General features: G+C 66.4%; 19 protein-coding genes. 14 read left to right on the forward strand and 5 right to left on the reverse strand.

All coding sequences use genetic code 11. The features are described 5' to 3' along the window. Positions 1-53: 53 nt before the first annotated feature. From S58_RS04870 to glgA, 9 genes are all read left to right on the forward strand, one after another. On the forward strand, positions 54-1,358 hold the full coding sequence (locus S58_RS04870) for an ABC transporter substrate-binding protein (protein ID WP_042338768.1): 1,305 nt from the start codon (positions 54-56) through the stop codon (positions 1,356-1,358). 361 nt (positions 1,359-1,719) lie between these two features. Beyond that, a complete protein-coding gene (locus tag S58_RS04875) occupies positions 1,720-2,592 on the forward strand; it encodes a carbohydrate ABC transporter permease (protein WP_015664131.1) in 873 nt (290 codons plus the stop codon). Between the two features lie 4 nt (positions 2,593-2,596). Further along, on the forward strand, positions 2,597-3,427 hold the full coding sequence (locus S58_RS04880) for a carbohydrate ABC transporter permease (RefSeq protein ID WP_015664132.1): 831 nt from the start codon (positions 2,597-2,599) through the stop codon (positions 3,425-3,427). Positions 3,428-3,442: 15 nt separating this feature from the next. Continuing rightward, positions 3,443-4,447 carry an ABC transporter ATP-binding protein gene (locus S58_RS04885; RefSeq protein WP_015664133.1) on the forward strand — a complete coding sequence of 335 codons (1,005 nt, stop codon included), beginning with the start codon at positions 3,443-3,445 and terminating at the stop codon, positions 4,445-4,447. A 47-nt stretch (positions 4,448-4,494) separates the two neighbouring features. Next, positions 4,495-5,268, forward strand: coding sequence for an SDR family NAD(P)-dependent oxidoreductase (locus tag S58_RS04890; RefSeq protein ID WP_015664134.1), 774 nt, complete (start codon positions 4,495-4,497; stop codon positions 5,266-5,268). Positions 5,269-5,297: 29 nt separating this feature from the next. Beyond that, a complete protein-coding gene (locus S58_RS04895; protein ID WP_015664135.1) occupies positions 5,298-6,944 on the forward strand; it encodes an FGGY-family carbohydrate kinase in 1,647 nt (548 codons plus the stop codon). Beyond that, positions 6,944-7,891, forward strand: a complete 948-nt coding sequence (locus S58_RS04900) for a carbohydrate kinase family protein (protein WP_015664136.1) — start codon at positions 6,944-6,946, stop codon at positions 7,889-7,891. The genes S58_RS04895 and S58_RS04900 overlap by 1 nt, the downstream gene beginning before the upstream one ends. Positions 7,892-8,036: 145 nt before the next feature. Continuing rightward, the gene (gene glgC / locus S58_RS04905; RefSeq protein ID WP_015664137.1) at positions 8,037-9,302 is read left to right on the forward strand and encodes a glucose-1-phosphate adenylyltransferase; all 1,266 of its coding nucleotides are present in this window, start codon (positions 8,037-8,039) and stop codon (positions 9,300-9,302) included. After that, positions 9,299-10,759 (forward strand): glycogen synthase GlgA, encoded by a 1,461-nt coding sequence (gene glgA, locus S58_RS04910; protein WP_015664138.1) that lies wholly within the window; start codon positions 9,299-9,301, stop codon positions 10,757-10,759. The genes glgC and glgA overlap by 4 nt, the downstream gene beginning before the upstream one ends. A 38-nt stretch (positions 10,760-10,797) precedes the next feature. Here glgA and S58_RS04915 read toward each other — a convergent pair whose 3' ends face one another. Beyond that, the gene (locus S58_RS04915; RefSeq protein WP_015664139.1) at positions 10,798-11,835 is read right to left on the reverse strand and encodes a zinc-dependent alcohol dehydrogenase family protein; all 1,038 of its coding nucleotides are present in this window, start codon (positions 11,833-11,835) and stop codon (positions 10,798-10,800) included. Between the two features lie 371 nt (positions 11,836-12,206). On the opposite strand from S58_RS04915, the gene S58_RS04920 reads away from it, so the two are divergent. Continuing rightward, positions 12,207-13,679, forward strand: a complete 1,473-nt coding sequence (locus S58_RS04920; RefSeq protein WP_042338770.1) for an N-acyl-D-amino-acid deacylase family protein — start codon at positions 12,207-12,209, stop codon at positions 13,677-13,679. Here S58_RS04920 and S58_RS04925 read toward each other — a convergent pair whose 3' ends face one another. Continuing rightward, positions 13,680-14,711 carry a LacI family DNA-binding transcriptional regulator gene (locus S58_RS04925; RefSeq protein ID WP_042338772.1) on the reverse strand — a complete coding sequence of 344 codons (1,032 nt, stop codon included), beginning with the start codon at positions 14,709-14,711 and terminating at the stop codon, positions 13,680-13,682. It lies immediately after the preceding gene. A gap of 152 nt (positions 14,712-14,863) precedes the next feature. Between S58_RS04925 and S58_RS04930 the strand changes: the two genes are divergently transcribed. Both S58_RS04930 and S58_RS04935 read left to right on the forward strand, forming a co-directional pair. Further along, positions 14,864-16,165: a M24 family metallopeptidase gene (locus S58_RS04930; RefSeq protein ID WP_015664142.1), complete on the forward strand. Its 1,302-nt coding sequence runs from the start codon at positions 14,864-14,866 to the stop codon at positions 16,163-16,165. A gap of 191 nt (positions 16,166-16,356) precedes the next feature. Then, entirely contained in the window at positions 16,357-17,322 is a 966-nt protein-coding gene (locus tag S58_RS04935; RefSeq protein WP_015664143.1) for an NAD(P)-dependent oxidoreductase, read from the forward strand. Positions 17,323-17,326: 4 nt separating this feature from the next. On the opposite strand, the gene S58_RS04940 is transcribed toward S58_RS04935, so the two are convergent. The 3 genes from S58_RS04940 to S58_RS04950 form a co-directional block, all read right to left on the reverse strand. Then, positions 17,327-18,640, reverse strand: a complete 1,314-nt coding sequence (locus S58_RS04940) for a tetratricopeptide repeat protein (protein ID WP_015664144.1) — start codon at positions 18,638-18,640, stop codon at positions 17,327-17,329. Position 18,641: 1 nt separating this feature from the next. Further along, on the reverse strand, positions 18,642-19,652 hold the full coding sequence (locus S58_RS04945) for an aldo/keto reductase (protein ID WP_015664145.1): 1,011 nt from the start codon (positions 19,650-19,652) through the stop codon (positions 18,642-18,644). A 157-nt stretch (positions 19,653-19,809) separates the two neighbouring features. Continuing rightward, positions 19,810-20,232: a PaaI family thioesterase gene (locus tag S58_RS04950; RefSeq protein WP_015664146.1), complete on the reverse strand. Its 423-nt coding sequence runs from the start codon at positions 20,230-20,232 to the stop codon at positions 19,810-19,812. Between the two features lie 92 nt (positions 20,233-20,324). On the opposite strand from S58_RS04950, the gene S58_RS04955 reads away from it, so the two are divergent. Continuing rightward, the gene (locus S58_RS04955) at positions 20,325-20,954 is read left to right on the forward strand and encodes an NUDIX hydrolase (protein ID WP_042338775.1); all 630 of its coding nucleotides are present in this window, start codon (positions 20,325-20,327) and stop codon (positions 20,952-20,954) included. Positions 20,955-20,979: 25 nt separating this feature from the next. Further along, a complete protein-coding gene (locus S58_RS04960) occupies positions 20,980-22,161 on the forward strand; it encodes a hypothetical protein (protein WP_015664148.1) in 1,182 nt (393 codons plus the stop codon). Positions 22,162-22,206 lie beyond the last annotated feature (45 nt).

Genomic DNA, 22,206 nt, shown 5'->3' on the forward strand with positions numbered 1-22,206 from the left:
AAGAACCGCGGGAATGGGAGGAGACCGTGAAGATCATCTTCACTCGGACGAGCATGCTTGCCGCCCTGATGGGTGCCGCCGCGCTGCTGACCAACGCGCCCGCGATGGCGGAGACGAGCCTGACCATCGCCACCGTCAACAACGGTGACATGATCCGGATGCAGGGCCTCACCAGCGAATTCACCAAAGCCAATCCCGACATCTCCGTGAAGTGGGTGACCCTGGAAGAGAACGTGCTGCGCCAGCGCGTCACCACCGACATCGCCACCAAGGGTGGCCAGTTCGACGTCCTCACCATCGGCACCTACGAGGTGCCGATCTGGGCCAAGAAGGGCTGGCTGGTGCCGCTCGACAAGCTCGGCGCCGACTATGACGCAGGCGATATCCTGCCGAAGATCAAGGATGCGGTGTCGGTCGACGGCAAGCTCTACGCCGCGCCGTTCTACGGCGAGAGCTCGATGGTGATGTACCGCACCGATTTGTTCGACAAGGCCGGGCTGAAGATGCCGGAGAGCCCGACCTGGGACTTCGTCATCGACGCCGCCAAGAAGCTCACCGACAAGCAGGCCGGCACGTTCGGCATCTGCCTGCGCGGCAAGGCCGGCTGGGGCGAGAACATGGCGTTCCTGACCGCGATGTCGAATTCGTTCGGCGCGCGCTGGTTCGACGAGAAGTGGCAGCCGCAGTTCAACACGCCGGAATGGAAGAAGACGCTGACGACCTACGTCGATCTGATGAAGGAGGCGGGACCTCCCGGCGCCAGCTCGAACGGCTTCAACGAGAATCTCGCGCTGTTCAATTCCGGCAAATGCGCGATGTGGATCGATGCGACGGTGGCGGCGTCGTTCGTGACCAATCCGAAGGAGTCGAAAGTCGCCGACAAGGTCGGCTTCGCGCTGGCGCCCAACACCGGGCTCGGCAAGAACGCCAACTGGCTGTGGGCGTGGAGCCTCGCGGTCCCCGCCGGCTCGCAGAAGGTCGAGGCGGCCGAGAAGTTCATCGCCTGGGCGACCAGCAAGGACTACCTCAAGCTCGTCGCCTCGAAGGACGGCTGGGCCAACGTGCCGCCGGGCACCCGCACCTCGCTGTACAAGAACGAGGAGTATCTGAAGGTCGCGCCGTTCGCCAAGCTGACCCTGGCCTCGATCGATGCCGCCGATCCGAACAAGCCGACGGTCAAGCCGGTGCCTTACGTCGGCGTACAATACGCCGCGATTCCTGAATTCCAGGGCATCGGCACCGCGGTGGGGCAGCAGTTCTCGGCCGCACTCGCCGGCTCGATGACGGTGGATGCGGCACTCAGCGCGGCGCAATCGGCCACCGAACGCGAGATGAAGCGCGCCGGCTACATCAAATAGTCGCGCCAAAAATAGGCGCGCCAAGTCTATCAGCTCGACATGAAACTCCTCCCGAGCTGATCACTGGCGGCCATCCCTCCCTACAGGGATGGCCGCATTTTCTCTCCGCTGTCGACGCCTACGGGACCCGTAGGGTGGGCAAAGCGCAGCGTGCCCACCGTCCCGCGCGAACGTGAAGCTGGTGGGCACGGCGCTGCGCGCCTTTGCCCACCCTACGCAAGCCATCAGTTCGTCATTGCGAGGAGCGAAGCGACGAAGCAATCCAGAGCCCCGCTCACGACGCTGGATTGCTTCGCTTCGCTCGCAATGACGGCGGTGTTCACCGACCAAGCAGTGTTCATCGAGCAAAACGGATAGCGACATGGCCACCAGACAGACGCAACTGCTCGCCCGTGCGCTGCTGTCGCCGGCGGTGATCCTGCTGTTCATCTGGATGATCGTGCCGCTGGCGCTGACGGTCTACTTCTCCACCTTGCATTACAGCCTGCTCGATCCGGGCTCGGAGAGCTTCGTCGGTCTGGAGAATTTCGAATACTTCCTCACCGATCCCGCCTTCCTGGCCTCGCTGCAGAACACGCTGGTCCTGGTCGGCTCGGTGCTGCTGCTGACGATCGGTCTTGGCATCCCCCTGGCGATCCTGCTCGACCAGCCGGTGATCGGCCGCAACATCATCCGCCTGATGGTGATCGCGCCGTTCTTCGTCATGCCGACGGTCAGCGCGCTGGTGTGGAAGAACCTGCTGATGCATCCGGTGTCCGGCCTGTTCGCCTGGATCGCGACCTCGCTGGGTCTGACCCCGATCGACTGGTTCACCGATGCGCCGCTGCTCGCGGTGATCTTCATCGTCGCCTGGCAGTGGCTGCCGTTCGCGACCTTGATCCTGCTGACCGCGCTGCAGTCGCTCGACGAGGAGCAGAAAGAGGCGGCCGAGATGGACGGCGCCAGCGCGCTGTCGCGCTTCATCTACCTGACCGTGCCGCATCTGGCGCGCCCGATCACCGTGGTGATCCTGATCGAGACGATCTTCCTGCTCACCGTGTTCGCCGAGATCTTCGTCACCACCGGCGGCGGGCCGGGACTGCAGACCACCAACATCGCCTTCCTGGTTTATTCGCAGGCGCTGATCCAGTTCGACGTCGGTACCGCCTCGGCCGGCGGCCTGGTCGCGGTCGTCATCGCCAATATCGTCGCCTTCTTCCTGGTCCGCATCGTCGGCCGTAACCTCGAGGCGTAACAGCATGGCGCGCAAGGTCACCGGACGTCATGTCGCAATCTCCACGGTCGCCGCCTGGCTGGCAGGCTTCGTGATCTTCTTCCCCATCCTGTGGATGGTGCTGGCGAGCTTCAAGACCGAGCTGGAGGCGTTCGCGACGCCGCCCTCGTTCCTGTTCTTCCACTGGACCACCGAGAACTACGCCATCGTGCAGGAGCGCAGCGATTATCTGCACCACGCGCTGAACTCGCTCATCGTCGCCGGCGGCTCGACCTTGATCGCGATGCTGATCGCTATACCCGCGGCCTGGTCGATGGCGTTCTCGCCGACCAAGCGCACCAAGGACATCCTGCTCTGGATGTTGTCGACCAAGATGATGCCGCCGGTCGGCGTGCTCGTGCCGATCTATCTGATCTACAAGAACATGGGGTTGCTCGACACGCGCACCGGACTGGTCTTCATCCTCTGCCTCGGCAATCTGCCGATCGTGATCTGGATGCTGTTCACCTACTTCAAGGAGATCCCGAAGGACATCCTCGAAGCGGCGCGGATGGACGGCGCCACGATCGGGCGCGAGCTGATCTATGTGCTGACGCCGATGGCGATCCCAGGCCTCGCCTCGACCCTGCTGCTCAATTTGATCCTGGCCTGGAACGAGGCGTTCTGGACCTTGAACCTGTCGACCCTGAATGCGGCGCCGCTCACGACCTTCATCGCCTCCTATTCGAGTCCGGAAGGCCTGTTCTGGGCGCGGCTGTCGGCGGCCTCCACGCTCGCGATCGCGCCGATCCTGGTCATCGGCTGGTTCAGCCAGAAGCAGCTCGTGCGCGGGCTGACCTTCGGCGCAGTGAAATAACGAAAGGCTGGGATCATGGGACGGATCACGCTTGAAGGTGTGCAGAAATCATTCGGGCCGGTCCACATCATCAAGGGCGCCGATCTCGATATTCCCGACGGCGCGTTCGTGGTGTTCGTCGGCCCCTCGGGCTGCGGCAAGACCACGCTGCTGCGGCTGATTGCGGGGCTGGAGGACGTCTCCGGCGGGCGCATCCTGATCGACGGCAACAACGTCGTCGACGTGCCGCCGGCCAAGCGCGGCCTGTCGATGGTGTTCCAGTCCTACGCGCTCTATCCGCATATGAGCGTGCGCGGCAACATCGCCTTCGGCCTGAAGATGGCCGGGCTGCCGAAGGCCGAGATCAACCAGAAGGTCGAGGCGGCCGCGGCGACCTTGAACCTCACGCCCTATCTCGACCGCAAGCCGCGCGAGCTCTCCGGCGGCCAGCGCCAGCGCGTCGCGATCGGCCGCGCCATCGTGCGCGAGCCCAAGGCGTTTCTGTTCGACGAGCCCTTGTCCAATCTCGACGCCGCGCTGCGCGTGCAGATGCGGCTCGAGGTGACGCGGCTGCAGAAGCAGCTCGGAACGACGGCGATCTACGTGACCCACGACCAGGTCGAGGCCATGACCATGGCCGACAAGATCGTGGTGCTGAACGCCGGCCGGATCGAGCAATATGGCTCGCCGATCGAGCTCTATCAGAAGCCCGCCAATCTGTTCGTTGCGGGCTTCATCGGCTCGCCGAAGATGAACTTGATCACCGGCGACGAGGCGACGCAGCGTGGCGCGGCCACGATCGGCGTGCGGCCCGAGCACGTCGCCGTCGTCGATGACGGACAGGGCTGGCCGGGCAAGGTCGTGATCGCCGAGCATCTCGGCAGCGACACGTTCCTCTATGTCGATGCGGGGACGCTTGGCACGCTGACGGTGCGTTGTGTCGGCGAAAAGCACCTGAGCGCCGGCGATGCCGTCACGCTGCGCCCCGAGCCGAACCGCATCTACCGCTTCGACAGCAACGGCCAATCGATCTTCGCATGAGAGGTGACGTCCCCTCCGGACGTCAACGACAACAACGGACCACGACGATGTACCTGGAAAAATTCAAGCTGAACGGCAAGACCGCCCTGATCACCGGCGGCGGGCAGGGCATCGGCCTCGCCTGTGTCGAGGCGCTGGCGGAGGCGGGCGCCCGCGTCGTGATCGCCGATCGCGATGCCAAGGCGGCGGCGGCCGGGCAGGCGGCGATGAAGGCAAGGGGATTCGACACCGAGACCGCGCTGATGGACGTCACCAATTCGGCCGAGGTCACCGAGATTGCCGACGATCTGGTCGCGCGCTACGGCAAGGTCGACATCCTGGTCAACAATGCGGGCATCGCGCGCAGCGAGACGCCGGCCGAGACCGTCACCGATGAGCACTGGCTCAACGTGCTCGACGTCAATCTCAACGGCACCTTCTGGTGCTGCCGCGCCTTCGGCAAGCACATGCTGGCGGCCAAGAGCGGCGCCATCGTCAACATCGGCTCGATGTCCGGCTTCATCGTCAACAAGCCGCAGGAGCAGTGCTTCTACAACGCCTCCAAGGCCGCGGTGCATCATCTGACCAAGTCGCTGGCGGCCGAGTGGGGCGCGCGCGGCATCCGCGTCAACGCGGTCGCGCCGACCTATATCGAGACGCCGCTCAATGCCTTCGTGAAGAGCAATCCGCGCATGTACGACGCCTGGATCGGCGGAACCCCGATGGGGCGCATGGGGCAGGTCGAGGAGATCGCCTCGGTGGTGCTGTTCCTGGCCTCCGAGGCGGCAAGTTTGATGACCGGCAGCGTCGTCGTTGTCGATGGCGGCTACACTTGCTGGTAAGCTCTCGTCAAAATTGACGGGAGCGGAACATGCAGGCCTTTATCGGTGTCGATGTCGGCACAACCAGCACGCGCGCCGGGATTTTCGACCATAACGGCCGCCTGCTCGGCGCGGCGCGGCATCCGATCCAGAGCTGGCATGAGGCCGGTGACGTCGTCGAGCAGTCCTCCGACGACATCTGGCGCGCCTGCTGCGCCTCCGTCAAAGCCGCGCTAACGGAAGCGGCGATCGCGCCGGAGCTGATCAAGGGCATCGGCTTCGATGCCACCTGCTCGCTGGTGGTGCTCGATCGCCAGGGCGCGCCGCTGACCGTCAGCGGCTCCGGCGACGCCAGCCGCAACGTCGTCGTCTGGATGGATCATCGCGCGCTGACGGAGGCGCGCGACATCAATGCGACCGCGGATGAGGTGCTGCGCTATGTCGGCGGCTCGATCTCGCCGGAAATGGAGATGCCCAAGCTGCTGTGGCTGAAGCGGCACCTGCGCACGAGTTTCGATCGGGCCGGGCATTTCTTCGACCTCGCCGACTTCCTGACCTGGCGTGCGTCAGGCTCGCTGGCGCGCTCGATGTGCACCGTCACCTGCAAATGGAATTATCTCGCGCATGAGACGCGATGGAGCGCGGCCTATTTCCGGCGCATCGGGCTGGAGGATTTCGTCGCAGAAGACTACGCGCGGATCGGCACCGAGATCGTCGCCCCCGGCACGCCGCTCGGCCGCGGGCTGTCGCGCGCCGCAGCCGACGAGCTTGGGCTGGCCGCGGGCACGCCGGTCGGCGCGGCGCTGATCGACGCCCATGCCGGCGGCATCGGCGCGATCGGCGGCCGCGCGGCCGATGGCGGCGAGGTCGATGTCTGCGACCGCCTCGCCTATATCATGGGGACCTCGGCCTGCATCATGGCGACGACGCGGGCGCCGTCCTTCGTGCCCGGCGTATGGGGACCGTACTATCAGGGCATGGTGCCTGGATTCTGGCTCAACGAGGGCGGCCAGTCCGCCGCGGGGGCGGCGATCGATCATCTGCTGCGCTCGCACCCGGCCTCTGCCGAGGCGAGCGCTGCGGCGCGCACGGAAGGGCTCGACCTGATCAGCCTGCTCGAAAAGCGGATCATGGCGCGGGTGCCGAATGCCGGCAGCGCGGCGCTGCTGGCATGTGATATCCACATTCTCCCGGAATTTCTCGGCAACCGCTCGCCCTATGCCGATCCGGATTCGCGCGCCGTCATCGCCGGCCTCGATCTCGATGCCGATATCTCGGCAATGGAGCGGCTGTTCGTGGCGGGGCTGTGCGGGCTCGCCTATGGCCTCGCCGACGTGATCGATGCCTTTGCCGCCAACGGCGTCGCCAGCCGAACCCTGGTCATGGCGGGGGGCGCGTCGCGCAGCCCGCTGGTGCGGCAGATCATGGCTGACACGACCGGGCTCACGGTGGCCTTGCCCGGCACGCAGGAGCCGGTGCTGCTCGGCGCGGCCATGCTGGGCGCGGTCGCCAGCGGCGCCTTCCGCTCGATCGGCGACACGATGGCCTCGATGTCCACGCTCGGCCGCCTCAGCGATCCGACCGACCCAGGCGTCGCCGCCTTCCATCGCCGCAAGCGGTGCATCCATGGCATGCTGCGGGCGCTTGATCGCGACAGCCGTTCCGTGATGCATGGTGCTGATGGGGAGGCACGCTGATGATCCTGAGCTGCGGCGACGCGTTGATCGATTTCGTGCCCGCCCGACTGGCCGACGGACGTGACGCCTTGAGACCGGTGGTCGGCGGCTCATGCCTGAACGTCGCCGTCGGCGTCGCCCGGCTCGGCGCGCCCACGGGATTCGTCGGCGGCATCTCGACCGACCTGTTCGGCAGCATGATCGCGTCACACGCGCAAGGCTCGGACGTCGATCTCGGCTATGCCACGCGCAGCCCGGACCAGACCACGCTGGCGTTCGTGCGCCATGTCGGAGGCGAAGCGCAGTATGCCTTCTACGATGCCGAGACCGCGGCCCGGAAATGGACCTTCCGGCCCGGCAGCATCCCGTTCGGGACGATCGAGGCGATTCATATCGGCTCGACCACCCTCATCCATGAGCTCGGTGCGGCAGAGACCCGCGCCTTGATCGCCGCCACGCAAGGCGCGGTGACGATCTCCTTCGACCCGAACTGCCGGCCGAACCTGGTGCAGGACAAGGCCGCCTATTGCGCGCAGATGGACCGCTTCGCCGGTGCGGCCGACCTCATCAAGATGTCGGATGTGGATTTCGACTATCTGCATGGCCATCAGGACTACGCCGCGCGGGCGGCGGCGCTGTTGGCGCGCGGCACCAAGGTCGTGGTCGTCACCCGCGGGCCGAAGGGGGCGCTGGGGTGGCATGCCGCGGGCGGCGCGGTCGAGGTCGCGGCGCCGGCCATTGAAATCGTCGACACGATCGGTGCCGGCGACAGCTTCCAGGCTGCGCTGCTGTTCGCGCTACGCAAGCTCGGCAGGCTCGGCAAGGACGCGCTGAGCGCACTCGACCACGCCGAACTGCGCCGTGCACTCGCTTTCGCCGTGTCCTGCGCAGCCGTGACGTGCACCCGGCAGGGTGCCGACCCGCCGGGTTGGACCGAGATGACCGCGACATGGAATGACCTGGGCTGAAGCACCCCATTGCACTCCGCATTGGGAACTGGTTGGCTGTTTCCCCGTCATATGAACGTACCGGTAGCGCATCCGGGCCTTCGAGGCCGGCGCGCCCGGACCCGACGAACTCATGACGCGACAACGAGTTGCAGGGAGGAGAACTATGGCACCCGCCGCCAGGACCGAGCCGCTGTCCCGTCATGCGCTGGCCTTCGTGTTGGCAGGCGGCCGCGGCAGCCGCCTGCTCGAACTCACCGACCGGCGCGCCAAGCCGGCCGTCTATTTCGGCGGCAAATCGCGCATCATCGATTTCGCGCTGTCGAACGCCGTCAATTCCGGCATCCGCCGTATCGCGGTCGCCACGCAATACAAGGCGCACAGCCTGATCCGGCATCTGCAGAACGGCTGGAACTTCTTCCGTCCCGAGCGCAACGAGAGCTTCGACATCCTGCCCGCCAGCCAGCGCGTCTCGGAGACGATGTGGTACGTCGGGACGGCGGACGCCGTGTATCAGAACATCGACATCCTGGAGACGTACAACACCAAGTACATCGTCGTGCTGGCCGGCGACCACATCTACAAGATGGACTACGAGCTGATGCTGCAGCAGCACGTCGACCAGCGCGCCGACGTCACGGTCGGCTGCCTGGAGACGCCGCGTGCGGAATCCTCGGGTTTCGGCATCATCCACATCAACGAGGACGAGACGATCCGGGACTTCATCGAGAAGCCCGCAGATCCGCCGCCGATCCCCGGCAAGCCCGACATGTCGCTCGCCAGCATGGGCATCTACGTGTTCGATGCCAAATTCCTGTTCGAGGAGCTGAAGCGCGACGCTGCAGACCCGAAGTCGAACCATGATTTCGGCCGCGACATCATCCCCCATATCGTCAAGAACGGCCGCGCCGTGGCGCATCAGTTCACGCGTTCCTGCGTCCGCGCCGGCGACGATCCGCGCAGCTACTGGCGCGACGTCGGGACGGTCGACGCCTATTGGGCCGCCAATCTCGACCTGACGGACGTCGTGCCCGAGCTCGATCTCTACGACCGCTCGTGGCCGATCTGGACCTATTCGGAAATCACACCGCCGGCGAAGTTCGTTCATGTCGACGAGGGCCGCCGCGGCGAGGCGACCTGCTCGCTGGTCTCAGGCGGCTGCATCGTCTCAGGTGCGTCGGTGCAGCGCTCGCTGCTGTTCACCGGGGCTCACCTGCATTCCTATGCCAAGGTGCAGAACGCGGTGCTGCTGCCCTATGTCAACGTCGCCCGCCACGCGCGGCTGACCAACGTGGTGGTCGACCGCGGCGTGCAGATTCCGGAAGGGCTGGTGGTCGGCGAGGATCCGGAATTCGACGCCAAGCGGTTCAGGACCACCGAGAACGGCGTGACCTTGATTACCCAGCCGATGATCGATGGGCTCAATTCATGACGCCATTGCGCGTTCTGTCGGTTGCCTCCGAGGTCTATCCCATCATCAAGACGGGCGGCCTCGCCGATGTGGTCGGCGCGCTCCCCTGGGCGCTGTTGGCCGAGGACGTCGAGGTCCGCACGCTGATCCCCGGCTATCCCGCCGTCATGAAGGCGCTGGAGCAGGCCAGCGAGATCAGCTCGTTGCCGAATTTCTTTGGCGGCAATGCCCGGCTGCTCGGCGGCAGCCATGGCGCGCTCGATTTGTTCGTGCTCGATGCGCCGCATCTCTATGACCGCGAGGGCAATCCTTATCTCGGCCCCGATGGCAAGGATTGGCCGGACAATGCGTTTCGCTTCGCGGCGCTGGCGCGCGCGGCGTCCTATATCGGCCTGGGCGCCGTGCCGAGCTTCGTGCCCGATATCGTCCACGGTCACGACTGGCAGGCCGGCCTCGTGCCGGCCTATCTGCTCTACAGCCACCGGCCGCATCCAGGCACGGTCATGACCGTGCACAATCTGGCGTTCCAGGGCCGCTTTCCGCGGCACCTGCTGATGCCGCTCGGCCTGCCGCCGGAAGCGTTCTCGATCTACGGCCTCGAATATTACGGCGACATCAGCTTCCTCAAGGCGGGACTGCAGTTTGCCGACAAGATCACGACGGTGTCGCCGACCTATGCGCGCGAGATCCAGGGCGACGAGCACGGCATGGGCCTCGGCGGCCTGCTGCGGCAACGTGCGTCCGATCTGGTCGGTATCCTCAACGGCATCGATACAGCGGTATGGGATCCCGGCAGCGATCCGGCCATCGCCTCGCATTTCGGCATCGAGCGGATCGAGGCGCGGGCGCCCAACAAGGCGGCGCTGCAGACCCGCATGGGCCTGCAGGTGTCGCCGGAGACGTTCCTGCTCGGCGTCGTCAGCCGACTGACCTCGCAGAAAGGGCTTGATCTGCTGCTGTCGTGCCTGCCGACTCTGACCGGCAGCGGCATCCAGCTGGCGCTGCTCGGCGACGGCGAGGCCGAGCTGCGCGACGCGTTCCGCGTCGCGGCCGCGCACCATCCCGGACAGATCGGCGTCGTCATCGGCTATGACGAGAGCCTCGCGCATCTCATCCAGGCCGGCTGCGACGCGCTGGTCGTGCCGTCTCGCTTCGAGCCGTGTGGCCTGACCCAGCTGTGCGCGCTACGCTATGGCGCGCTGCCGATCGTCACCGCGGTGGGCGGGCTTGCCGACACCGTGATCGACGAGACCGAGGCCGGCGTCGCCGCCACCGGCTTCAAGTTCGCGCCGGTCACGGCGGAGGCGCTCGACCATACGCTGCGCCGTGCCGCGGCCGCGTTCTACGCCGCGCGCAGCAACGCCTCGAACTGGACGCGCATGCAGCTCAACGCGATGCTGACCGACGTGTCGTGGCGGCACCGCGCCGGCCGCTATGCCGAGCTGTACCGGCAGATCGTCGCGCAGCGCGGAGGGTGAGACGGCGTTGCCGTGGCCTGCGCGCACGCCACTCCCTTTTAGGCCTCGATGAGAACCTTCAGCGCATGCGTCTTGGCCGCGGCGCCGAAGGTCTCATAGGCATCGAGGATCTGATCCAGCTTGAAGCGGTGAGTGATCAGCCGCTTCGGCTCGAGCTTCTTGGACTGCACGGTCTTGAGCAGCATCGGCGTCGTCACGGTGTCGACCAGCCGTGTCGTGATCGCGATGTTGCGGTCCCAGAGCTTCTCCAGATGCAGGTCGGCCTTGACGCCGTGCACGCCGACATTGGCGATGACGCCGCCGGGGGCGATGATGTCCTCGCAGGTGACGAACGTTGCGGGCACGCCGACTGCTTCGATCGCCGTGTCGACGCCGCGGCCGTTCGTCAGGGCCATGACCTTGTCGACCGCCTTGCCATCCGCGTTGTTGACGACCTTGGTGGCACCGAAGCGGGTGGCGACCTCGAGCCGGTTATCGTCGAGGTCGATCATGATGATCTCGGCCGGTGAATAGAATTGTGCGGTCAAGAGCGCCGCCAATCCGATCGGACCGGCGCCGACGATCGCCACCGTCGAACCCGGCTCGACCTTGCCGTTGAGCACGCCGCATTCGAAACCGGTCGGGAGGATGTCGCTCAACATCACCAGCGCGTCCTCCTCGGTGCCGGCGGGCACGTGGTAGAGGCTGGTGTCGGCGTGAGGCGTGCGCACGTACTCCGCCTGGGTGCCGTCGATCTTGTGACCGAGGATCCAGCCGCCGTGGCGGCAGTGCGAATACATGCCGCGGCGGCAATAGTCGCAGGTTCCGCAGGCCGAGATGCAGGAGACGATGACATGGTCTCCCGGCTTGAACGCGCGCACGGCGCTGCCGACCGCATCGACCACACCGACACCCTCATGACCGAGGATGCGGCCGGGTGTGCAGGTCGGCACGTCGCCCTTGAGGATGTGGAGGTCGGTCCCGCAGATCGTGGTCTTCAGGATTTTGACCACGGCATCGCCGGGCTCGAGGATCGTCGGCTTGGGGCGCTCATCGAGGGATTTCTGGCCGGGGCCATGATAGACCAGGGCTTTCATGATGGTCCTCCGCAAAGGTTGCTGTGCGAAGGATGCGACAAGAGAGGTTGCGGGCGGTTGAGGCGTATCAATCCACGGCGGCGACCCGCATCACTATCATGTGTTCTATTTGGTGGGAGTGCTGCGGTCGCCAAGCATTGCAGCCTCTCACGGTGCGCTCGATGCACCTCGCCCAACTCGTGGCGCCGTGGCTCGAAGAGCGAAGCTCGTCGCGACCCCGAAAGAACGGGGAGAGGGAGCGCAGCCGCAAAGTGCGGGCTCAAACATATCGGCAGTGCAGCCAAGCGTGCGCGCCATGCCGATCGCGCTGGACGCACCAATATGTCCGGCGGATAGTCTCGCTAGCTTTGATCCATTTTGCGCGAGACCCTATGACCGACAGCCAGCCTTCGCCCGAGCCCTTCGACCTCATCATCCGCGGCGGCACCGTCGTCGACGGCACGCGGGCGCCGCGCTTCGCGGCCGATGTCGGCATCGAGGATGGCCGCATCGTCGCCATCGGCGAACTCGGAGGCAAAGAGGCGCGGCGCGAGATCGACGCCACCGGCCGGATCGTCGCGCCGGGCTTCATCGATTCCCACACCCATGACGACAGCGCCGTGCTGGTCGATCCCCAGATGACCTGCAAGGTCTCGCAAGGCGTGACCACGGTGGTGACCGGCAATTGCGGCGTCAGCATCGCGCCGCTGAAGCCGGGTTCGCCGCGGCCGATGCCGCTCGGCCTGCTGTCGCCCGGCGAGGGGCGGGTGGTCGAGTATGCGGCGTTCGCGGACTACGTCGCCGCGTTGCGTGCGGCGCCTGCTGCGGTCAACGTCGCGCCGATGGTCGGCCACACCGCGCTGCGCGCCTCGATCATGAGCGATCTCGGCCGCGCCGCGACCGACGCCGAGATCGCCGAGATGCGGGCGCATGTGCAGGAGGCGCTCGATGCCGGCGCCATCGGCGTCTCCACCGGGACGTTCTATCCGCCGGCGGAAGCGGCGCCGACCGAGGAGATCATCGAGGTCTGCCGTCCGCTCACCGGCAGCGGCGGCGTCTATGCGACGCATATGCGCAATGAGGCGAACGAGGTGATCCAGTCGCTGGAGGAGAGCTTTGCGATCGGCAAGGCGCTCGACGTCCAGGTCGTGATCTCGCATCACAAGGTGGTGGGACCTGCCAATTTCGGCCGCACCAGGGAGACCTTGCCGCTGATCACGAAGGCGATGAGCTGCCAGTGCGTCGCGCTCGACTGCTATCCCTACAACGCCTCCTCGACCATGCTGCACACCGATCCGGCCAAGCTGCAGGTCAAGGTCGTCGTCGCGGCCTCGGGTCCGCATCCGGAAGTCGCGGGCCGCGATCTCGCCGACATCGCCGCCGACTGGGGCGTCGACCGGCTGGAAGCTGCGAAGCGGCTGCAGCCGGCGTCGGCGATCTACTTCGCGATGGATGAAGCCGACGTGCAGACCATCCTGAAGTTCGAGCCGACCATGATCGGCTCCGATGGGCTGCCGTTCGGCGAGCGTCCGCATCCACGCCTGTGGGGCACGTTCCCGCGCGTGCTCGGCTATTACTGCCGCGAGCTCGAGCTGTTCCCTCTGGAGACCGCGGTGTGGAAGATGAGCGGGCTGACCGCGCAGAATTTCGGCATCAAGGGGCGCGGCACCATCGCGGTCGGCAACCATGCCGACATCACGATCTTCGATGCGTCGACCGTACGCGACAGCGCGACCTATGATGACCCGTGCGTGCCGGCCGCCGGAATCGAGGCCGTCATCGTCAACGGCGCGGTGACGTGGTGGCAGGGCCGGCATCAGGACGCGCGTGCCGGACAGGTGATCGCGCGCGCCTCGTTGCAGTGATCACGACCGGGGCGGCGCCGTCGAGCCGCGCACGATCAGCGTCGGCGGCAGCACGAGGTGTTCGCGCGTGCCCGCGGGATCGGTGATGCGGTCGAGCAGCAGGCGTGCCGCCGCTTCGCCCATGTCGTGTTGCGCGATTCGCACCGTGGTGAGCGGCGGCGACACCATGTCGACGAAGGGCATGTCGTTGTGGCCGACCACCGACACGTCGTCCGGGCAGGCGAGGCCGCGCGCGGCGAGCGCATCATAGACGCCGAGCGCAAGCAGATCGTTGGCGGCAACGATCGCGGTCGGCCTGGGCTTGCGGCCGAGCAGACGCAGGGCAGCCTCGCGTCCGGCCGCGCGCGTATAGGTCGGGGCCGTTTCGACCGGCATATTGCGACTGGCGAGTCCGGCGTCCCCGAGACTTGCCTCGAAGCCGGCCCGGCGCCGCGCGCCGGTCGATATCTCCTGCGGTCCGGCGACGTGGCCGATGCGCTTGTGACCGAGCGCAACCAGGTGCTCGACGGCGAGCCGCATGCCGCCCTCATCATCGCCCGCCACCGAAGGCAGCCGCGCGCCGCGGTCGAGCCGGTTCACCAGCACGACCGGCAGCGCGCTGTCCAGGCAATGGGTCACGATTGCGTCATCCAGCATCACCGTCGCAAGGACGAGGCCATCGATGCCATGGGCGATCAGCCGGTCGACGAGATCCTGCTCCGAGCCCTCCGTCCCGACATCGGCGACGATCGTCGCATAACCCTGCGCATGGAGATGATCGGCGATGCCGGACAGCACCGGCGGAAAGCCGGGGTCGGCGATATCGGGCGCGAGCACGCCGATCAGGCCGCTGCGCCCGGTGCGCAGGCCCTTGGCCGCCCTGTTGAGCCGATAGCCCAACGCGTTGGCGGCCGCCTGAATCCGGTTCGCGACGTCGGCCGCGACGAGATGCTTCATCGCCGGGCTGAGCGCCCGCGAGACGGTGGAAGGATGTACGCCGCAGCGCGCGGCGACGTCCTTGATGGTCGGCCGTGGCGCCGTCGCCGTGCGCATCTCCGCCGATCGCAATGCCGTCCGCTTCATCCCGCCTCCGTCATGCCGCGGCGCAGCGACGTTTCGCGCACGCCTTGCCTTGACACTACTACCACAATGGCAATAAATCTCGGTCTGCAATCGATTGCAATAATCGGGAAGGAAACGTCCACATGACAGCCAGCGCGCTGAAGCCGCATCTGGTCAGCCCGGAGCATCTCGATCCGCATTGGCGCTGGGGCCGGGCGATCCCGTCTCATGGCCACGTCTCCGTCGACTTCGAGCGCCGGGTCGATTTCGACCGTCTCAGGCGTTACCGCCTGGCGCGGGCCCGTACGGCGCTGAAAAACTCCGGCTGCGGTGCGCTGCTGCTGTTCGATGTCAACAACATCCGCTACGTCTCCGGCACCAAGATCGGCGAGTGGGAGCGCGACAAGCTCTGCCGGTTTGCGCTGCTGGCCGGCGACGGCGAGCCGATCGTGTGGGATTTCGGCTCGGCCGCCGTGCACCATCGGCTGTTCTGCGACTGGCTTGCGCCCGACAACTGCCGCGCCGGCATGCTCGGGATGCGCGGCACCGTGCCGCCGGCGGTCGGCCTGATGAAGGCGCACGCCGAGGAGGTGATGAGCCTGCTGCGCGCCGCCGGCGTCGCCGACATGCCTGTCGGCGTCGACCTTGCGGAAACCGCGATGTTCTTCGAGCTGCAGAAGGCCGGCATGAAGGTGGTCGACGGCCAGCAGGTCATGCTGGATGCGCGCGAGATCAAGAACATCGACGAGATCATGCTCTTGAATCAGGCCGCGGCCATGGTCGATGGCGTCTACCACTCGATCTACGAGAATCTGAAGCCGGGCATTCGCGAGAACGACATCGTCGCGCTCGCCAACAAGATGCTCTACGAGATGGGCTCTGACGACGTCGAGGCGATCAACGCCATCTCCGGTGAGCGCTGCAATCCGCATCCGCATAATTTCACCGACCGCATCCTGCGTCCGGGCGATCAGGCGTTCTTCGACATCCTGCAGTCCTATCAGGGCTACCGGACCTGCTACTACCGCACCTTCAATGTCGGCCGCGCCACGCCGGCCCAGCACGATGCCTACAAGCAGTGCCGCGAGTGGCTCGACAGCGCCATCGCGCTGATCAAGCCGGGCGTCTCGACCGACACCGTCGCCAAGGTCTGGCCGGCTGCTGAGGAGTTCGGCTTTCCCTCGGAGATGGCGGCATTCGGCCTGCAGTTCGGCCACGGGCTTGGGCTGGCGCTGCACGAGCGTCCCATCATCTCGCGGCTGGTCTCGCTGGAGAATCCGATGGAGATCAAGACCGGCATGGTGTTCGCCCTTGAGACCTACTGTCCCGCGACCGACGGCTTCTCGGCCGCGCGTATCGAGGAGGAGGTCGTGGTTACAGACAAGGGCTGCCAGGTGATCACGCTATTCCCGGCGGAAGAGCTGCCGATCGCCAACCGCTACTGAGCGAATGGACAGTGCGACCAGTAGAGTGGTCTTCGTGTTTTCGTCATTGCGAGCGAAGCGAAGCAATCCAGAGCGGCAACCGTGACTCTGGATTGCTTCGTCGCGGAGCCTGTCATCGGGCCGCGCTTTGCGCGGACCCGTTGGCTCCTCGCAATGACGGCATCCATGATGAGTAGGACGAGGAGACGACAATGACCACGACGCATTCGCTCGGCTGGATCGGCATGGGGCGCATGGGCTATCCGATGGCGGAGCGCCTGCTCAAGGCCGGCCACAAGGTGTCGATCTTCAATCGCACCCGTGCCAAGGCCGAGCCGCTCGCCGCCAAGGGTGGCGTGATCGTCGATCATCCGAGTGATCTCGCCGCGTGCGAGATCGTGTTCACGATGGTGTCGACCGGCAAGGATCTCGAGCAGGTCTATTTCGGCGACAACGGCCTCGTCGCCTCGAGCTCGGGCCCGCGTCCCAAATTCCTCGTCGACTGCTCATCGATCGGCATCGAGCAATCGGAGGCGATCGCCGCCAGGCTGAAGCAGCTCGGCTGCGAGTTCGTGCGCGCGCCGGTGTCGGGCAACGGCAAATGCGTCAAGGCCGGCAAGCTGTCGTCGGTCGTGTCCGGCTCCAAGGCGGCATTTGACGTCATCGCTCCGTATCTGGCCAAGATCGCCGTCTCCGGCGTGTCCTATGTCGGCGAGGGCGAGCTCGCGCGCATCTGCAAGATCGCTCACAACGTGTTCCTCGGCGTCGTGATCCAGAACCTCGCCGAGATCACGATCCTGGCGCAGAAGGCCGGCGTGCCACGCCACGCCTTTCTCAATTTCATGAACGCGAGCGTGATGGGCTCGACGTTCACGAAGTACAAGAGCAACGCGCTGGTCAATCTCGACTGGACCACGACCTTCACGCCACCGTTGCTGCGCAAGGATCTCGATCTCGGCCTGTCGGCAGCGCGCCAGCTCGACGTCGCGATGCCGGTGACGGCCGCGACCCGCGAGGCGCTGCAGTCCCACGTCGGCGCCGCCTCGCTGCAATCCGATCCCGCAGGCTATCTGGAGAAGGATTTTGCCGCGCTGCTGGAGACGGTGGCGCTTGCGGCCGGGCTCAAGCTGCAGCCCGAGAACGTGCCGATGCCGACCGGGCTGGAGACCGAGGGGTAGACGCTCAGCTGTCGGTGAGAGCCCGCCACCGCGCATCGCGCGCGGAGGGGCGGCGGTGCAGGCGGGCATCGAGCAGGTCGCGCGCCTGGGGCAGCGCGCCGCTGCGGATCAGCGCCAGGATGTAGGTGTCCTCGATCACCTCGCGTTGGGCATGGCTGCCGCCGATGCGGGCGAGATCGCGGATCACAGGTGCGAGCTCGCGGGCGCAGCCGCGCCAATTGCCGTCGGCGAACGCGCGCAAGGCGCGCAGCATGTGCGGCACGATGCGACCCGCCGGGAGCTCGCCCTCGGCCAGCCGCCGCTCCACCGCAGCGAGGCGTCCCTTGAGCGCGGCCTGGTCGTGCGTCGCTGCTGCGATCATCACCAGATGCATCTCGACGAAGGCCAGGCTCGAAGCCGTGAAGCGGTGGTTCGCATAGTCCGATAGGTCGGTCCAGGCGTCGGGCGGCACGGTCTGCTGTTCGGCCGTCAGTCGCCACAGCAGCGAGGCGCAGTCCGACAGCGTGTTGAGCGGTGGCGCCGAGTCCATCGTCGGCACCAGCACGTCGGTGTAGACCGCCAGCGCCTTGGCCACATCGCCCCGGTCCAACGCGCCCAGCGCCTGGTGCCAACAGATGTGACCGTGCAGCATCCCGGTGCGGTCATAGTCGCCGATCCACCCCTCCACCAGCGCATCGGCCTCATCCACCGCGCCGTCCTCGAACATCGCATGCAGCAGCGCATGCACGGCATAGGCATTGTGCCGGCGCAGCGCGAAGCTGCGCTCGGTGATGGCCCGGCCCTTCGCAACCTCGCCGGCCTCCGTCAGCGCCCAGCCGTGATTGGACATGAACCACCAGTCCTCGCCGTAGTCGGCGGCAAAGCGGTCGCAGAGGTCGCGGCGGGCGGCATCGTGATCGGCGCGGCCGGAGAACGCCAGCAGGCCGAAGGCGCCGAGCGGCAACGCCATCACCATCGCGTCGCGCGGCCAGCTCGCAAGATGCGCCAGCGTCGAAGTCAGCGCTTCCGCGCCGCGGCCTTCGATGGCGAGCGATAGCGCCGCGACGTGGCCCCGCTCGCGCTCGGTGCCGCCTGTCGCGACCAGCTTGCGCGCGCGACCGATCGTCTGCAGGGCAGGCTCGCGCTGCTGATAGATCGCATGGATGCGGGCGCGGGCCGCATGCGCCAGCGCGAAATCCGGATCGAGCATGATCGCCCGCTCGAACGCATCCGTCGCGCCGGGCCAGAAGGCAAGCAGCAGATCCATGCCCTCGCGATAGGCGGCAGCCGCATCAGTGGAGGCGGTCGACAGCGGCAGGCCGTAGCGATCCTCTTCCATGTCAGCCCACCCGCGGCCGGCGGCCTTCGATCGGGTAGGCCGGATCGTTGTAGCCGGGCGTCGAGGCGTGGCCGGTCACGACCATCAGATCGATCAGCGCCTCGTCGTCGGCGGCAAAGGGATAGTCGAGCGCGCGGATGTAGTCGTCCCATTGCGCCTCGGTGCGCGGGCCCGCGATGACCGAACTGATGAAGGCGGAGTTCAGCACCCACGCCACGGCAAACTGGCCGGGCGCAAAACCCTTGGCTTCGGCGTGGTGCTTGATGTCCTGCGCGAGCTTCAAGGACTCCGGCCGCCACTCGGTCTGCATCATGCGGGTGTCGTTGCGGCCGGCGCGGCTGTCCTTGTCCGGCGCCGCATCGGGGCTGTACTTGCCGGTCAGCACGCCGCGCGCCAGCGGGCTGTAGGGCACGACGCCGAGGCCGTAATAGCCGCAGGCCGGCAGGTGCTCGACCTCGGGCATCCGGTTCATCGCGTTGTAGTAGGGCTGGCTGACCACGGGGCGGTCGATGCCGATGGCGTCGCAGAGATTGCAGATCTCAGCGAGGCGCCAGGCGCGATAGTTCGACACGCCGAAATAGCGGATCTTGCCGGCGCGCATGAGGTCGCCGATTGCCCGGACCGTCTCCTCCAGTGGCGTCGCATGATCCTCCTTGTGCAAATAGTAGATGTCGATGTGACCGGTGCCGAGCCGCCTCAGGCTCTCGTCCGCGGCCTGCAGCACCCACCGCCGCGACAGGCCGGCGCGATTGGGATCATCGCCCATCGGGTTGGCGAGCTTGGTCGCGACGATCCAGCGGTCGCGTTCGCCTGCGATGGCGCGGCCGACCACCTCTTCCGACGCGCCCTTGTTGTAGGCATCCGCGGTGTCGATGAAGTTGATGCCGGCGTCGCGGGCCTTGGCGATGATGCGTCCTGATGTTGCTTCGTCGGTCGGGCCCCCGAACATCATCGTTCCCAGGCAGATCGGCGATACTTTCAGGCCGGAGCGGCCGAGCTGGCGATATTTCATGGAGGCCTCATTCATGCCACAACCGCGCACGGATATTCGAAAGAAGATAGCTCCCTCAGCCCGTCATTGCGAGCGCAGCGAAGCAATCCAGAACTGCTTCCACGGCGGGATTCTGGATTGCTTCGCTGCGCTCGCAATGACGGGGGGAGAGCAGGGCTCACTCGCTTTTCAGGATCTTGAACACGCCCGAGGCCATCGCGATCACGCGATGGCCAGCCGTGACCTCGGTCGTGATGAACACGAGGCTGCGGGTGATCCGCACTACATGCGGCCGTGACACCAGGGTCTCGCCGATCTTGCCCGACTCGACGAAATGCGTGTCGAACTGGACCGTCGCCATCTGCTCCTTGCCGGCGGCATAGCGGGCCGTCATGCCACAGCTGCGATCGGCCAGCGTCATGATCACGCCACCCTGGACCAGGCCGCGGCGGTTGTGGTGCTTGTCCTCGGTCACGAGGGCGTATTCATGGCTGCCCTCGACGACGCGCTGCCACAACGGGCCGATCAGATGCAGGAAGCCGGAGGTATCGACGATCTCCCAGCCATCGGATGTCATCCTGGCCGCGGCTGATTTCGTCATCTCTCGACACCTTCCCTGTCAGCCAATCCGGCTTGCAAGTCGTTTCATTGCATGCTGTTTCATCCGTCGCTTGCCTGGTGTAGTCAAGCCGCATGCCCCTGCCGTTCGACGATGCCACAAGGCGGAAAATCGCAAGCCGTTGTGCTGATTTCGTGCGCCTGGACGCGACTGACCCGCCGACATCGCTCAAGCGCGCGGCGGTGGTGGTCGCGCTGGCCCCTGATCACGAGACCGACGCTACGGCCCTGCTGCTGACCCTGCGTGCCGCAGGGCTGCGCAGCCATGGTGGGCAGTGGGCGCTGCCGGGCGGTCGCTGCGACGCCGGCGAGACACCGGTCGAGGCCGCCCTGCGCGAACTCGCAGAGGAGCTCGGGCTCAGCCTGGCGCCGGATGCCGTGCTGGGCCTGCTCGACGACTATCCGACGCGATCCGGCTATCTGATTACCCCCGTGATCGTCTGGGCGGCCAATGGCCGCACGCTTCGGCCGAATCCAGACGAGGTCGCCTCGGTGCATCGGATCGGCCTGGAGGCCATCATGGCCAATGATGCGTTCGATTTCACCGCGATCCCCGAGAGCAGGCGCCGTGTGATCCGGTTTCACGCCCGCGAGGGCCTGATTCATGCGCCCACCGCCGCATTGATCTATCAGTTCCGCGAGGTGCTGGCCGGCCGCGACACCCGTGTCAACGAGCTGGAACAGCCGGTCTTTGCCTGGAAGTAGCCGCCGTTTCGGCTACAAGGTCGGCATGCTCCATCAGCCGATTCGCAAGCTTGCCCTGATTCTCGCCTGCGCCGTCTCGGGCGCATCGCCATTGCTCGCCGCGGAACCTGGCTTGGCCACAGCGCCGCGTGACGCACTGGCCCAGATGGCCTCGCCCGATGCGATCGCGGAGTACCGGCGCCGACTCGCCGAATACCAGCAGGCGCGCGCGGAATTCGAGCAGGACGCGGGCGCCTATTGGAAGGCGATCTCCGATAAGCGCCGTGTCCGCAATGCCAAGCGCCGCGACCGCCAGCCGATCGGGCTCGACGACTACGTGCTGGAGCAGCCGCCGGTCTACACCGGGCCGAAGCGGCCGGTGAACCCCGAGCCGGAGCCCGAAGGCGAGCCGCGCGAGCGCAAATACATTCCCGTGGTCGCCGATCTCCTGAAGGCTGCGCAGGAGCATTTCCAATGGTCGCCGCAGCGGCCGACCACCGACACCGATTTCAAGCGCGCTTATGCCCGCTTTGCCGCCGCCGCCGGGCTGACGCGTGAGCAGGCGGTGCGCGTCTATGCCTTCGAGACCGGCGGCAACGGCAAGCACGATTCGCAATCGGGATTCAAAGGCAACCGCGCGATCTCGACGGCCATCGGCTACAATCAACTGCTCACGACCAACAGCGTCGAGCTGCTGGCCGAGCAGGGCCCGCTGTTCATCCGCCTGCTCGGCGAACGCGTGGCGCAGACATCCGGCCCGGGACGCGGCGCGATGGAGCACAAGCTCACGGTGCTGAAGAAGATGGTCGCGATCGCGCGCTCCGTGCCCGACGACTGGTCGGCGCATGAGAAGATCGGCAACACGCCGCAGGGCTGGGCGATGCATGCGATGGTGCTCGACATCGATGTCGGGCCGATGCTGCAGACCCACAAGCTCTTGACCTCGGTGCTGTTCGCGCGCGCCAAGGGCTACACGCGGCCGCTCTCGGCCGCCGAGCTCGAGATGATGAACCTCACCGGCGACGGCACCGGCTTCGACATGGTGACGATGCCGCTCGAGATGCGCGACCAGGTCCCGACCGCGAACTTCTTCCAGCGCGGCGGCTACGAGCGCAATCCGGTTGCCGTGCGCCACAACACGGTGGCGAAGCTGCTTGCGGTCACCGACGCCAGGATGGATTCGCTCAGCAGCCTGCCCGGCGCGAAGGAGCTGGCGGCGGCGTTCTGAGGCGTTGCGCAGGCCATCCCGCTCCCACATTCCGCTGTCGTCCCG

The organism is Bradyrhizobium oligotrophicum S58, assembly GCF_000344805.1.
Taxonomy (GTDB): domain Bacteria; phylum Pseudomonadota; class Alphaproteobacteria; order Rhizobiales; family Xanthobacteraceae; genus Bradyrhizobium; species Bradyrhizobium oligotrophicum.